The 13,840-nt window shown below is 61.2% G+C and carries 15 protein-coding genes; 13 read left to right on the top strand and 2 right to left on the bottom strand.

What is annotated here, in order from left to right; all coding sequences use genetic code 11:
* Position 1: 1 nt before the first annotated feature.
* Positions 2-1,795 carry a type IV secretory system conjugative DNA transfer family protein gene (locus D578_RS14795; protein ID WP_231364080.1) on the bottom strand — a complete coding sequence of 598 codons (1,794 nt, stop codon included), beginning with the start codon at positions 1,793-1,795 and terminating at the stop codon, positions 2-4.
* 142 nt (positions 1,796-1,937) lie between these two features.
* Between D578_RS14795 and D578_RS0105750 the strand changes: the two genes are divergently transcribed.
* From D578_RS0105750 to D578_RS0105715, 8 genes are all read left to right on the top strand, one after another.
* Positions 1,938-2,618 carry an ERF family protein gene (locus D578_RS0105750; protein ID WP_018949012.1) on the top strand — a complete coding sequence of 227 codons (681 nt, stop codon included), beginning with the start codon at positions 1,938-1,940 and terminating at the stop codon, positions 2,616-2,618.
* A 132-nt stretch (positions 2,619-2,750) separates the two neighbouring features.
* On the top strand, positions 2,751-3,179 hold the full coding sequence (ssb, locus tag D578_RS0105745) for a single-stranded DNA-binding protein (protein WP_018949011.1): 429 nt from the start codon (positions 2,751-2,753) through the stop codon (positions 3,177-3,179).
* Between the two features lie 111 nt (positions 3,180-3,290).
* Positions 3,291-4,685 carry a DNA cytosine methyltransferase gene (locus D578_RS0105740; protein ID WP_018949010.1) on the top strand — a complete coding sequence of 465 codons (1,395 nt, stop codon included), beginning with the start codon at positions 3,291-3,293 and terminating at the stop codon, positions 4,683-4,685.
* Positions 4,686-4,784: 99 nt separating this feature from the next.
* Positions 4,785-5,324, top strand: coding sequence for a hypothetical protein (locus D578_RS0105735; protein ID WP_018949009.1), 540 nt, complete (start codon positions 4,785-4,787; stop codon positions 5,322-5,324).
* A 123-nt stretch (positions 5,325-5,447) separates the two neighbouring features.
* Positions 5,448-5,696 (top strand): DUF987 family protein, encoded by a 249-nt coding sequence (locus D578_RS0105730; RefSeq protein ID WP_018949008.1) that lies wholly within the window; start codon positions 5,448-5,450, stop codon positions 5,694-5,696.
* Complete coding sequence (locus tag D578_RS0105725) at positions 5,693-5,986, top strand: hypothetical protein (protein ID WP_018949007.1); 294 nt, start codon at positions 5,693-5,695, stop codon at positions 5,984-5,986. Before D578_RS0105730 ends, D578_RS0105725 begins: the two co-directional genes overlap by 4 nt.
* A gap of 102 nt (positions 5,987-6,088) precedes the next feature.
* A complete protein-coding gene (locus tag D578_RS0105720; RefSeq protein WP_018949006.1) occupies positions 6,089-6,736 on the top strand; it encodes a hypothetical protein in 648 nt (215 codons plus the stop codon).
* 114 nt (positions 6,737-6,850) lie between these two features.
* Positions 6,851-7,897 carry a toprim domain-containing protein gene (locus D578_RS0105715; protein WP_018949005.1) on the top strand — a complete coding sequence of 349 codons (1,047 nt, stop codon included), beginning with the start codon at positions 6,851-6,853 and terminating at the stop codon, positions 7,895-7,897.
* Positions 7,898-7,940: 43 nt separating this feature from the next.
* Here D578_RS0105715 and D578_RS0105710 read toward each other — a convergent pair whose 3' ends face one another.
* On the bottom strand, positions 7,941-8,168 hold the full coding sequence (locus tag D578_RS0105710; RefSeq protein WP_018949004.1) for a WGR domain-containing protein: 228 nt from the start codon (positions 8,166-8,168) through the stop codon (positions 7,941-7,943).
* A gap of 234 nt (positions 8,169-8,402) precedes the next feature.
* Between D578_RS0105710 and D578_RS0105705 the strand changes: the two genes are divergently transcribed.
* The 5 genes from D578_RS0105705 to D578_RS16130 all read left to right on the top strand — a co-directional run bounded on the left by D578_RS0105705 (position 8,403) and on the right by D578_RS16130 (position 13,626).
* Positions 8,403-9,155 carry a hypothetical protein gene (locus D578_RS0105705; RefSeq protein ID WP_018949003.1) on the top strand — a complete coding sequence of 251 codons (753 nt, stop codon included), beginning with the start codon at positions 8,403-8,405 and terminating at the stop codon, positions 9,153-9,155.
* Positions 9,156-9,183: 28 nt separating this feature from the next.
* Positions 9,184-9,492 (top strand): pyocin activator PrtN family protein, encoded by a 309-nt coding sequence (locus tag D578_RS0105700; protein ID WP_018949002.1) that lies wholly within the window; start codon positions 9,184-9,186, stop codon positions 9,490-9,492.
* A 50-nt stretch (positions 9,493-9,542) separates the two neighbouring features.
* On the top strand, positions 9,543-9,779 hold the full coding sequence (locus tag D578_RS0105695; protein ID WP_018949001.1) for a DUF4224 domain-containing protein: 237 nt from the start codon (positions 9,543-9,545) through the stop codon (positions 9,777-9,779).
* Between the two features lie 12 nt (positions 9,780-9,791).
* The gene (locus tag D578_RS0105690; RefSeq protein ID WP_018949000.1) at positions 9,792-10,772 is read left to right on the top strand and encodes a tyrosine-type recombinase/integrase; all 981 of its coding nucleotides are present in this window, start codon (positions 9,792-9,794) and stop codon (positions 10,770-10,772) included.
* 103 nt (positions 10,773-10,875) lie between these two features.
* The gene (locus tag D578_RS16130; protein WP_018948999.1) at positions 10,876-13,626 is read left to right on the top strand and encodes a DNA methyltransferase; all 2,751 of its coding nucleotides are present in this window, start codon (positions 10,876-10,878) and stop codon (positions 13,624-13,626) included.
* Positions 13,627-13,840: the final 214 nt, after the last annotated feature.

The following is a 13,840-nucleotide window of genomic DNA, read 5'->3' as shown; positions in this document are numbered from 1 at the left end:
ATCACACACCGAGAGCCTTTCCGGCTTCCTCGGAGAGCACTTCCTTCTCCCGACTGGTGAGGAAGCGGTCAATCTGACCAAAGAGGTTGATGCCCTTGCGGAACTGGCGCTTCCGGTGGGAAGTTTTCGCGGTACCGATCTGCTTGGTGAAAGCCGGGTCCAGTTGGATCATTGGTACCTTGATCGGGTAGATGCGGTCCCCTCCGATCACCATGATCGCTTCCCCCTTCGCCAGCGATTTCAGGTCGTCCGGGCTGACGCGGTATTCCTCCTGCTCTCGCTCGGAGTACCCCGATCCGGATGAATCCCCCGACGATTGCGTAGGCGCCGGGTTCACCAGGGTCGCCGTTTCCGATTGGGAATCCGATTGCGTAAGGGTCCGCTGGACGCCCATCTTCATGCCGATGAACTCGGCGGCTGCCTCGGCCGTCTTCTGCGCACCCAGCTTGAAGAACGCCTTGTTCCAGGTGTTGCCCTCGATCATTTCAGCCAGCTCCGGCGAGATCGCCTCGAAGTTGGAGTTGGTCTGGATCGCAGGCATGAGGATGATCTGTGCGGAGCGGGCCTGCTCGAACATGCGGTCCCATGTCGCGGAAATGTACGAACCGGCCTCGTCGAAGAAGCCGAGATAGGGCGGGTCCGGCCGATCTCCTTTCGGGAGCGCCTGAATCCAGGAAACCGCTGTGCGGAAGTCTCCGATCAGCATTTTCCCGAAGTTGGATGCGGCCACGTCCTTGCCCATCGTGGGCAGCGCAACGTAGGTGATCTTGTTGTTCCGCACCGAGTCGTAGAGCCGCACTTCCGGGTCGTAGGTGTTCATCACCTCACCGAACTTGCCGGTGCCGAACATATAGAGGCGCCCGCCAATCCCCCCGAACGTCTCCTTGAGGCGCTTGAGGTCCACCATCCCTTCCTTTCCGGTGCGGTACTGGTCCAGAAAGATCGAGAGGGCCTTGGCTTCCGGCCGATCCGGCGGCACCAGGCTTTCGAGGTACTGAAGCGCTTTCGGGGATGAAAGCAGGATCGTAAGGTCGATGAAGTTGTACGCCATCCCGGACGCCTGGAGCGCGCCGATGAGGGTCGAGACGCCCTGGTTTGCCGCCTGCTTGTAGTAGTCGGTCCCGGCGCTCCCTTCGGTAGACGGGATGAGGCCGATGATGCGCGCCGCCACCTCGTCGGGGTCGCCGTAGAGGATCGGGTTGTAGCTGTTCGATGTTTCCGGGGTGCCGGGGCTGATGATCTCCACGTCATTCTCGCGCCCGGCCCATGCGGCCATCTGATACAGCGCGTCGAGGTTGTCCACGTCGATCTTGCCGTCCACGAACATGAGACCGCCGCCGCGCTCGATCTGCTGGAACATGAGCGAGGAGGCCATCACGGTTTTGCCGACCCCGGACTGACCACGGATGTAGACGTGCCGCATGAGGTCTTCGTCCGGCACCCAGATCGGCTCGCCCGTATCGAGGCAGTACCCCATGAGCAGCGCGCCGGGGACGTGCTCCCCAAGGCCCGCCTTCAGGCGCGGCACGTCCGAGCGCACCTTCATGTCGGTCTCGAAGGCCCAGCGCCGCCGGACAAACTCACTCCCGCGCCACGCGAGCCAGCCGCTCCCGGCCGCTGCGGCTCCGAGCGCGGCCGCGTGGGGCAGATAGGGGGCGACGGCCGGGTGAGCGCTCATAAGCGCGATCCCGGCGCTGGTCAGCGCAAGGGTGTCGAGAGGCCCGCCCAGCTTGGATCGAGAGTTCATTCCGGCTCCGGAAACTGCATTGGTCTGTGATTGACTGATGAACAACATTGTACAACGGGCCTCGGAAAATGACAGCCCGGAGGGGCGGTGTGGTGGGTTTTTTCTGTCTGGCAAACCTTTGTGCAGCCGGATTCCCCGGCATTCACCCGAAGCGATCCATCCCGGATTCGCATTGAGAAGGAGAGCAGATATGCAGCAGACCCGAGAAATGAACCCCGACTTCATGGCCGCCTTCGCGAAAGCGCAGGGGGAAATGGAGAACGCGGTGAAAAACGCCGAGAACCTTCACCTGAAGAACAAGTACGCCGACCTTTCGGCTGTGCTTCAGGCGATCCGTCCGGTGTTGTCCCGTCACGGCCTGTTCATCACGCAATGGATCGAGACGCTGCCGGGAAGCATCGACAACGAATCCGGCGAAGTGACCCAGGGTGGTGACTATCTTCGGACGATCCTTGGGCACGCCTCGGGCGGGTTCATCGAGTCGATGGTCATGCTTCGCGTTCCCACCGGGAACGGGAAGACGCCCGGCCCGCAGTTGTTCGGCTCCGTGGTCACCTACATGCGTCGCTATCAGGCGCTTGCTGTCGCTGGGATCGCAGCGGACGACGACGATGGTGCGAGTGCGAGTGCTGTGGTTGCCGCTGAATCGGCTCAGCCCGTGATTAGCCCGGAGGCCAAGGAGCCGCCGGATGATCTCGTTCAGCGTATTCGGGGCATCGACACCGCCACCAAGGCCGCTACCGCGCGCCAGTGGCTTACCTCGGCCGATACCGGCATCAGCGAGGAAGCCCGCAAGAAGGCCCTGCAAATGCTCGATGAGCAGGAGAAGAAGATCGCCAACCAAGGCGATCAGCAGAGTGCCGTTGCCTGATTCCAGGTAGCGGGACTTCGACCACACCCCACCCTCGGCTTTGCCTTGGGTGGGTTTTTTTTGTCCGCCAATCCCCTTGCGATCACAGGCATGTCGCCTCGTGACGCTTGAACTCAAGTAAGGAGAATCAAAATGGCTAACCGTGGTCTGAACAAAGTGCAACTCATCGGCAATCTGGGCAACGATCCGGAAATGCGCGAGACGCCGAATGGCGTCAAGATCGCGAATATCTCGATCGCAACTTCCGAGCGCTGGAAAGACGCTTCTTCTGGTGAAACCAAGGAGAAGACCGAGTGGCACCGGTGCGTTGCCTTCAACAAGACCGCCGAGATCATTGGTCAGTATGTGACCAAAGGCTCGCAGGTCTATATCGAAGGCAAGCTCCAGACTCGCAAGTGGCAGGACCAATCTGGTACTGATCGCTACACGACCGAAATCGTCGTGAACGATCTTCAGATGCTTGGTGGTGGTTCCGGTAACGGTTCCTCCAGCGGCAATCCGCCGTCCGACTCTGCCCCGGCTAACGAAGGCGCCCCCGCCGACGACAATATTCCGTTCTGAGACGGAATTACCCCTACCCACCCTTAGCTTTGCTTTGGGTGGGTTTTTTTATGCCCGCAATCCCCAGGGAAGCAGGCCATTCCGGTCCTGCATACCCGAAGGAGAATCATCATGTCGGCAACTGTGATCTACACCAAGCTCGGTGAGCGCAAGGGCAAGAAGCGTCTGTGGCTGGAAGGCCGCCGTCTTGCTCGCGCGGGGATTGCCCCCGGCCAGCACTTCGAGCTGTCTCATGTCGAGCAGAGCGGCAAGGCCGGGAAGGGCCTCGTCATGCGCTTCGTCGATACCGGCGAGCGCAAGGTTTCCCGCCGCAAGCGGGGCGATGAGGAGCTTCCCGTCATTGACGTGAGCGGCGAGGAGCTGGTCCGCACGTTCGGCTCGGCCGAGCGGGTCCGGGTCGTGATCCGGCCGGGTTCGATCGAGGTCACGGTTCACCACCATGACCGTGCCACGGCCGAGCGCTCCTCGCGTCTGATCGAGCGATTACAGGCTCATCAGCCGCTCCGTATCGGATCGCTGGCCCACGGGGGCGGCATCCTGGACCACGCGCTTCATCGCGGTCTGGAAGCTGCCGGAGTCCCCGTCGAGCTGGCCTTTGCCAACGAGGCGGACGGCGACTACCTGGAGTCGTCGTTGGCGAACAATCCGATCTGGAAGTCGGATTCCATTGCCATCGAGGCTCCAATGCAGGATGTGGAGTGGCGCAAGCTACCGGCCATCGACATCCTCGCGGCGGGGCTCCCCTGCACAGGGGCCTCACTCTCGGGTCGAGCGAAGAACCGCTTGGCAAAAGCCGAGGAGCACGAAACCGCTGGTCCATTGTTCGTCGCGTTCCTCGCGGCGATCCAGACCTTGCGGCCGAGTGTAATCCTGCTGGAAAACGTGCCTCAGTACGGCACGACGACCAGCATGACGGTGATTCGGTCGGTTCTGCGCAGTCTCGACTACGAGCTGCACGAAACGGTCCTGGATGGCTTCGAGCTGGGCTCGCTGGAGCGGCGCAATCGGTTCTGCATGATTGCGACCAACCCGGAGGTGCCTTTCTCGTTCGAGGGGCTTCGTTCCGCTCGGGAGCGTGAGTCGTGCATCCAGGACATCCTGGAGGACATCGGCCACGACGATCCGATCTGGAAGGAGTACAGCTACCTGGCCGAGAAGGAAGTCCGCGACAAGGAAGCCGGAAAAGGCTTCCGGCGGCAGCTTCTCGATGGCTCCGAGGCCAGCCTTGGGACCATCGGCCGAGGGTACGCGAAGGCTCGGTCAACCGAGCCCTTCATCCAGCACCCGACCGATCCGGAACGTTCGCGCCTGCTCACTCCGAAGGAACATGCCCGCGTCAAAGCGGTTCCCGAGTCCCTGGTTGCAGGGCTCTCCGCTACCCGCGCGCATGAAATCCTCGGCCAGTCCGTTGTCCATTCGGCCTTCGAGGCTGTGGGGCAACATCTGGGGCATTCGCTCGTTGCGCTCCGGGACTCTCCGGTACAGGAAGCGGCATTCGCCGCGTGAAGACCACACCCGCCTCGGCTTTGCCTGGGCGGGTTTTTTTGTGGGCGCAACCCCTTTGCGAAGCCCTCCATCCCGGAGCGGCATCGCAAGGAGAAGACCATGGGCAACGGTTACACCCACTACTTCACGCGCAAAATCCCCATCCCGACCCACGTTTGGCGTCAGATCATCCGGGACGCTCGGTATCTCGCCGGACGGCTGCCAGAGCACTCGATCTCGGCGGGGGGTTACTTCGACGACGAGCCCCTTCGGCTCGCCCTCGATCGCAACGCCCCGGACGCGCCGCCTGAATTCTCGGCGGATGCGATCCGATTCAACGGGACTGGCCGGATGGGCCTCAGCGGCGACACCTTCCTGCTGACGCCCGAGGTTGCGGATGGTCGATTCGAGTTCTGCGACACCTCCCGGAAGCCTTACGACTTCTTCGTGTGCGTGGTTCTGACCCTGATCTACACCCGCGTACCGGGTTGCCTCGACATCGCCTCCACGGGCTCTCGTGAGGATTGGTTGCCTGCGGCCCAATTCGCGGCCGATGAGCTGGGAGAGGACATGTACATTCCTCACCGGATCACGGGCATGGAGAGCAACCGGGTTGCACCTCGGGAACCCGAAACCATCGACCTCTGGATGAGCGCCTGAACAGATCACGTTGATCTGCCGAAGACCGACACCCGCCCAGGTACTACCTGTGGCGGGTTTTTTTGCGCCCGCAATAACAGGTGAAGCAGGCCATTCCGGTCTGCACCTCGAAGGAGATACAACATGACAGTGGAAAGCCGACCCGTGAAAATCATCACCCGCCACGCCGCCCGCCGTTTGTTGGGCGACAATCCGCGCCGACTCGGCGCTCGGCCGCTCGACAAGTGCAAGTACGAGTGGAAAGGCAGCCAGAAAGCGTATGTGGGCCGATCGACCATGGCGCCCCCCAATGTGCTCGCCATCTACATCGAGCGCCGGGAGGACCGTCATGGGCCGTTTGCTCAGGCGATGGTGGTGGAGGATCGGGCATGACGACGACTGATCTGATCCATGATTATCGCCTGCGCGAGTATGCCCCCGGCGTCTTCCGAGGCCCCACACGCTCGGACGCGGAGGCAATCGAGCGACGCTTGCGCAACGCGGGTTCCGAGTTCATCGAGGTCTTCAACTGGCGAGACGCGCTGGCTCGGCGCGTCTGGGTCGCGCTTCAGGCGCAATCCATTCTCACCTACGTTGACGGCTACCTGACGCTCGAAACCTTCTCCGACACGGACGCGATGCTTGAGGCAATCGAGTTCCGGAAGGCGTGTTACGCCGCATGACGACTATGCCCACCCTGGCTTTGCCAGCGGTGGGTTTTTTTATGGGCTCAATTCCTTCGTGAAGCAGGCCATTCCGGCCCTGCACTCCGAAGGAGATACACCATGAGCGTAACCACCAACGACACCCAGCGTCTTTTCGTGATCCCGGCCGGTACCGGCTATTCCTGCCTTGGGTTCGATGTCTGCTACGAGCGTGCTCGCGAGCTGGCGAGCGCCCTGGGGCAACCCGCTCCTCGACCGGAGGAGCGGGGCACGATCGAGCAGTACATGGAATACCAGGCCCTCGTCGATCAGGCCCGGAACCACGATCTCGGGACATGGTTCGAGCCCGGAACGCCGGACGGCGTGAAAACCGCGCTCGAATCCGCCCGCAAGCGTGGCGTTCGAGTTCGCCTTTTCCTCGGGGACAGCACCACGGGTCGGGACTGGATTGAGGAATGGGACGTGATGGGGACGGTCAGCCGTTCTCTCGGCCCCTTGAAAACGCCCATCCTGATTGCCAACAGCCGCTCCTACGGCGGCGGCGCGATCCTGACGCGACACGTTGTTCGGATCGTTGAGATCGAGTCCCGCAGGGAGGTCTATCGCCATCCCAGCTACTACCTTCCGGTCTTTACCATTCGGCCGGGAGTCGGCAATGGGCCTCGGTACATGGTCTACGCAGACGGCCGATCCCATGCGGGATTCGCCACGAAGAAGAAGGCCATGCACTTCATCGCGTTCATGCGCGGTGAGCGCTTCGCCAAGTAGACCCTATGGCCCGCCCAGGCTTTGCCTGCGGCGGGTTTTTTTGTGGGCGCAATTCCTCAACAGAAGCGGCGCCAACCGGCCCCGCATGTTTGCTGTCACCACAAGGAGGCGACGATGAACGAGGAAGCGAAAAATGACTCCCCGCGCTGGATCGACACGATCAAGAAGCAGGTGGACCTTGAGGCTTTCCTGACCGATCAGGGGTTCCGGTTCACCAGGGGAAACTCTGGGCTGCGATCCGACTCCTGCCCGAGCTGCGGCCACAAGGCCCACTCGAACCGTCTCGGCATTCGCGCCGGTCGGTATCACTGCTTCTCGTGCGGAGCGAAAGGCTCGGTCGTGGATGCCGCCATGGCGATCTACGGTGCCTCGATCTCCGACACGATCAAGCGGCTGATGCGGGAGTATTGGGTTCACGAGTCCTTGGGGCCTCGCGTCCAGGACAACCCGCCCCCTGCGCCACAGGAAAGCTCGGAAACGCTCAAGCGCGTGGTGGCGGCCGTGTTTCAGGCATCCCTCAAGGATTCCTCGGACCACATCCGCTACCTCCGGGACTCCCGAGGCATTTCCGAGCGAGTGATTCGCGAGGCCATCGAGCGGGGTTTGCTCCGGTTCCTTCCGGGTAACCCCTTCAGGGCTCGCGACTTCATGGCGGAGGCTGCCGGTGGCGTCGATCAGCTCGTTGAGGCGGGACTGATGAAGCCTGGGAAGAAGATGCCAGCAGGGGCCTACCGGCCGCTTCTCTGGTTCTTCCCTGGGCTCGACTCCATCGAGTTCAGGCTTGCTCGAAGCGCCAATGAAGGCGAGCGCAAAGCGCTCCGCTACGGGATTGCCGCCCAGCCCTCCATTTGGGAACAGGAAGGCTCCAAGTCCCTTGCGGTCGTCGAAGGCGTGATCGACGTGCTCTCGATGGTTGATCTGGGGTACACAGGCGACGTGATGGGGCTTCCCGGAACGAATGCCTGGCGTCCCGAGTGGTTCCAGAACCGCGTCAACAAGCAGACCACCATCTGTTTCGATGGTGATTCCGGCGGGCGCCACGGTGCTGAGCGCCTGAAGGAAATCCTCGATGAAGAACACGGCATCGCCGTGGACATTCGCTGTCCCTCCAGTGGGGACATCAACGACCAGCTTCGCCGCCGCCGAACGGCTGCTGCGTAGCCTCACACCCGCCTTGGCTTTGCCTGGGCGGGTTTTTTTGTGCCTAGTGGACCCGCGAATACCCCCGAGAGGCGCGGCGCCGGTCGATCCCGTCGATCAGCTTCATGCCCTCCTCAACGGAGGCCACGGGGGAGATCGCGTGGCCGCCGCGCCGGGTGCCCCGGCCGCCCCACACCTGTACGACCGTTAGCTCGTTGAACAGATCGCGCACCAGACGGGCGCTGTAGTAGCGCCCCTGTTTCCGATGGACCCAAGCCTGCCGGTATTCCATCCGGTCCCTCCGGTTCGTGGTTGCCCTAAACAGTTAAGCACTGGTGTTTTGTACAGCACAAGAGGGCGATCCGGCCGGGCAGAATTCTGGTTGTGTTCCGTTCGGTATAATTATTTTCGTTGTATTCCGGCTTGTTTCTACAGAATACCGCCGGTATTCTTGTGATATTCGTCACCTTCTTACCGTGAGCCCGGAGGGGTGCCGGATACCCTGGAAACCAGACGGAGAACCCAGATGATCTCGAACCACAACCTCAACAACCCGAGCAGCTACGCCTTCGTGTCGGGCTGCTGGAACGCAACCTGGCTGGTCGGCTACGCGATGGATTTCGACCGCGAGGCCAAGACGATCCTGCTGAGCCGCGAGAACCCGGACCAGCAATCCGCCGAGAACGCGATGCAGGTCGCTTTCCCGAATGACCAAATCCCGAGTTCGCTCAACAAGGGCGATACCGTGAAGGTAATCGCGCACCTCTACTCCGGAGTGACCGAAGAAATGGACGACAAGGCGGCCATGAAGGCGGGGCGCCACGTCCGCATGGAGGGTGTCTACCTGGGGCGCCCTGGCATCCTCGATACCGAACCGGATGCGAAGGCAGCGCTCGAATCGACCAGTGCGATCTCCATGCCGGAGACGTTCACCCGCGCCTCCAACCACTTCGAGTTGGCCGGGTTTGTCGCGGGCGAGCCCTTCCAGATGGACAAGCGGGTGATCTTCCTGCTCCAGCAGGCCAACAGCCGAGAGTCCCTGATCCCGATTGAAATGTCCGGCAAGCAGGGCATCCGTTTCCGCAAGGCGATCCGAGTGGGGAACCCGATCTTTGTCGAGGGGCTGATGGAGCCGGTCCAGCGGGGCGGCGAGATTCAGACGGTCGCTCGCGCTACGAACCTGCGCCGCGTCGAACCGGCCCGTGACTTCACCTTCGATAGCGTTCCGGAATGGGTGCTGGATATTCGTCGCCGCTACCTGAGCCGGTCGGCGGGCTAAGCCCGCTGACGGCAGGAGAACCCTCAAAGTGACCAACAACACGACGAACGACCGCTGCAATGCTGGCACGTCCACCGTTGATCTCCTGATGCGCGAGTACGGGGCGGCCGACATTGAGCTGGAACGAGTGACCGACAAGTACCTGGCGATCAGCCGAAAGGAGGCGTTCCGCCGAGCCAACCGTGGCGACCTGCCGTTCCCGGCCTATCGGGCCGGGTCGGCAAAGTCGCCATGGATGGTGCGGGTCACGGACCTGGCCGAGCACCTTGATTCGGCCCGCCTGGAGTTTGTCTCCAGGCACGCGGTCGAGAACGAGCTGGAAAGGAAGGCGGGTTGACTTCGGTGGCCCACCGCCCTTCTCTGTATGAATCGAGAATGAGATAAGCCATGTTTCTATCTCGCGAACAAGTCGAGGAGCTGACCGGCTACCGCCGCCCCAGTTCCCAGATCAAGCAGCTCCGATCCCAGGGGGTGCATTACTTTGTGGCCGCTGACGGCTATCCTCGTGTCCCCGTGACGCAGGTGGATCACCCTGGGGCCTCCAAGCGAGGGGGCGGCAACGCGCCAAGCGCCGCCGCGAGTCCAAAGAAGAAGGCGGGGCCGGACTTCACCGCCTTGGCATAGGGCTGTACAGCGATGGGCAGAAAGAGGAAAAGCGACAAGAATCTCCCCGAGCGGGTCTACGTCCGCCGGGGCAAGTATTACTTCGTGGACAAGAGCGGCAAGTGGAATCCGCTTGGCTCGGAATTCCACGAGGCAATGGTCGAGTACAGCCGCCTGAATACGACCAAGGCCCCCGTCATTACGATGGGCCAGATCATGGACCGCTACCTGCGCGAAGTCCTACCGCAAAAGGCTCTCACCACCCAGAAGAAGCAGGTTCAAGAGCTGGGCCTTTTGCGGTCGGTTTTCGGAGAAATGGAGCCCGACGACATCCAGCCGAAGCATATCTACGGCTACATGGACCGCCGCGCGCGGGTCCGTGGCAACCGGGAAAAGTCGCTCCTATCCCACGTCTTCACCTACGCGATCCGTTGGGGGCTCGCTACGGACAACCCTTGCCGACTGGTCACCAGGAACAAGGAAGCCCCTCGGAAGCGGTACATCACGGACGAGGAGTTTTTGGCCGTGCGCGCCATCATGCCCCCGGTCTATCAGTGCGCGATGGACCTCGCTTACGCAACGGGTTTGCGCCAGTCTGACATTCTCAATCTCAAGTGGAACGACTGGTCCGAGGATGTCGGCCTGACCGTTCTCACCGGGAAGACGAAGAAATCGCTCGTCTTTGAGCCCACCCCGGCGCTCCGAACGATTATGGCCTCCTTAAAGGCCCTCCCGTCGAAGGTTTCGCCTATGTGGGTCGTTCACAAGCGGGATGGCTCGCCGTTCACGGGGGATGGCTTCCGCGCGCCCTGGCAACGCTACATGCGCAAGGCCATCGAGGAGGGTGTCCTGACCGAGCGCTTCACCTTCAACGACATTCGAGCGAAGGCTGCCTCGGACGGTGACGACGATCGCCTCCTCGGGCACGAGAACCCTGCAACCCTCCATCGCCACTACAAGCGCGCTCCGGTTCGGGTCCGGCCGGTCGAGCGCAAGGGTGGCGGGAAGGAATAAGCGTCACCCGCCTCGCAGCGCACAATCGCCGCACCTAGCCTCTCGGCATCGTGCCCGACCCGAATGGTAGAGTTGGCGCCTTTCCCTGGATGGAAAGCTGCTGATGCCCCTTAGCTGGAACGAAATCCGCGCTCGCGCCATCGCCTTCTCAAACGAATGGTCTGGCGAATCCTCCGAAAGCGCGGAAGCCAAGACCTTCTGGGACGAGTTCTTCAAGGTCTTCGGGGTTCCCCGCCGCCGAATCGCCACCTTCGAGCAGCGCGTCGAGCGAGCAGGTCAGAACGCCGGATATATCGACTTGTTCTGGCCCGGAATGCTGATCGCGGAGCACAAGTCGCGCGGGAAAGACCTGTCTCGCGCCTACGATCAGGCCATCGACTACTTCCCCGGCATCCGTGACGCAGATTTGCCACGGTATGTAATCGTGTCGGACTTCGCCCGAATGAGGGTCCACGACCTCGATACCGATGAGCAGACGGAATTCCAGGTGTCCGATCTGCACGATCACATTGAGCAATTTGGGTTCATCGCCGGATACCAGGCCCGCACTTTTCGGGAGCAAGACCCTGTAAACATCAAGGCCGCCGAAAAGCTCGCGCGCCTCCATGACGAACTTACGGAAGTCGGGTACTCGGGGCACGAGCTGGAAATCTACCTTGTCCGAATCCTGTTCTGTCTGTTTGCAGAAGACACGGGGATATTCACACCCAAGGCGGCCTTTCAGGACTTCATCCGAGAGCGGACCCATGAGGACGGGTCCGACCTGGGTTCGCGCTTATCCGAGCTATTTGACGTGCTCAATACGCCGGAGGATCAGCGCCTCACGAGCCGCGACGAGCAGCTTTCCGCGTTTCCCTATGTCAACGGCCGTCTCTTTGCGGAAAGGCTCCGGACTGCGGCCTTTGACTCCGCGATGCGAGAGCATTTGCTGGATTGCAGCACCCTGGACTGGGGCCAGGTAAGCCCCGCGATCTTTGGGTCGCTGTTTCAAGGCATCATGGATGCCGCCACCCGCCGTAACCTTGGCGCGCACTACACGTCTGAGCAGAACATCCTCAAGGTTATCGGCCCGCTGTTTCTGGATGACCTCAAAGCGGAACTTGGTGCTGCCGGGAATTACAAGGCCAAGCTCAGAGCCCTCCACGAAAAACTAGGGTCTCTCCAGTTCTTTGATCCAGCCTGCGGATGCGGCAATTTCCTGGTGATTACCTACCGAGAAATACGCCTGCTGGAGCTGGAGGTGATCCGAAGGCTTTACGCCAAGGAAATCCGATCCCTTCACCTTTTCGACGTGATCGAGAAATACATCAAGGTGGATGTCGATCAGTTTCATGGCATCGAGATCGAGGAATGGCCCGCGCAGATTGCCCAGGTGGCGTTATGGCTGATGGACCACCAGATGAATATCTTGGTGGGGAGGGAATTCGGTAACGCATTCGTGCGGATTCCCCTCGTGAAGTCCGCCAACATCGTCCACGGAAACGCTCTGAGAATGGACTGGCGCGATGTCCTTCAGCCATCGTCGCTCACCTACGTCTTCGGTAACCCGCCATTCAACGGGAGCAAGACCCTAACGCCTGAACAGGCGAAAGATCGGAACTTCGCCTGCCAGGATGTCAAAGGCCATGGTGACCTTGATTTCGTCAGCGGATGGTACGTCAAGGCCATTAACTACATTCAGGGCCTTACGACTAGATGCGCTCTGGTCTCCACGAACTCAATCACGCAGGGCGAACAGGTAGGCGTCCTTTTCCGCTACCTGTTCGATCGAGGTCTGAAGATCCATTTCGCTCACCGCACCTTCCGTTGGCGCAACGAGGCCAAGGGCGTTGCCGCCGTGCATTGCGTCATCATCGGATTTGGCCTGCAAGATGCCCCGAAAAAGCGCTTGTTCGAGTACGGAGACCCGGCGGGTGAGCCCATGGAGATAGAGGTTGAGAACATCAACCCCTACTTGGTGGATGGGCCAAATGTCCTCTTGGAATCCCGGAGCAAACCGCTGTGCCCCTCGCCAACCATTCGCACAGGAAACAAGCCGATCGACGGTGGCTTCTACCTCTTTACCCCGGAAGAAAAGGCGAGCTTCCTTGCCAAGGAGCCCCTGGCTGCGCCCCATTTCCGTCGCTGGGTTGGTTCGCAGGAGTTCATCAACGGGATCGAGCGGTGGGTGCTCTGGCTGGGTGACTGCTCCCCGGCCGAGCTGCGCAAACTCCCTCACGCGATGAAGCTGGTTGATGCTGTCCGACAAGTCCGGCTGGGTGAAGGCCCGAACAAGAAAGGGAAAGAGCCGAAGAAGACGCCTCCGCCATCCACGCAGGCGCTCGCGAGAAAGCCGACGCGATTTCACATAGAGAGCATTCCAGAGGGTCGGTATCTGGTACTGCCCGAGGTATCGTCTGAGCGCCGACCATACATCCCCTTCGGGTATCTGCCCGCCGATGTTTTTCCGAGCAACCTGGTGAAGGTTGCGTTCGATGCGGAGCCGTACCACTTCGGGGTTCTTTGTTCGTACATGCACATGGCATGGGTTCGTGCCGTTTGCGGGCGGCTGGAAAGCCGATACCGATACTCAGTCCAGATCGTCTACAACAACTTCCCCTGGCCGAATCCAACGGAATCACAGAAGCGGAAGATCGAAGCCACGGCGCAGGGGATTCTTGACGCCCGCGATAACCACCGCGACTCCACGTTGGCAGACCTCTATGATCCGCTGGCGATGCCGAATGATCTCCGGAGCGCCCACGAAGCCAACGATCAGGCCGTGGATCAGGCTTACGGCCGCCGGAAGTTCAAGGTGGAGGCTGAGCGGGTTGGCTTCCTGTTCGAGCGTTACACCGACATCATCCGGCAGTAAGCCCGAGTAGGGACGCTGCACCCCGCACCTGAATGGGCGAGCTTTTCGGTTGTTGCCATCATCCGTTTGTAGGCGACCATGAGGCCACTCGGCAGGGGTGTTGCCGGTTCAGTAGGGCGATAGAGCGAGGTGGGTTCTTCTCAGGAAGGGGGCGGTTCGGGGGCGAGCTGCCCTTCATTTGGGGCAGAATTTATTGGACACCCCCCTTCGTATT

The sequence above is a fragment of the Thioalkalivibrio sp. ALMg11 genome, from assembly GCF_000377905.1.
GTDB lineage: Bacteria > Pseudomonadota > Gammaproteobacteria > Ectothiorhodospirales > Ectothiorhodospiraceae > Thioalkalivibrio.
This window is presented reverse-complemented; position numbering and strand designations above follow the sequence as displayed.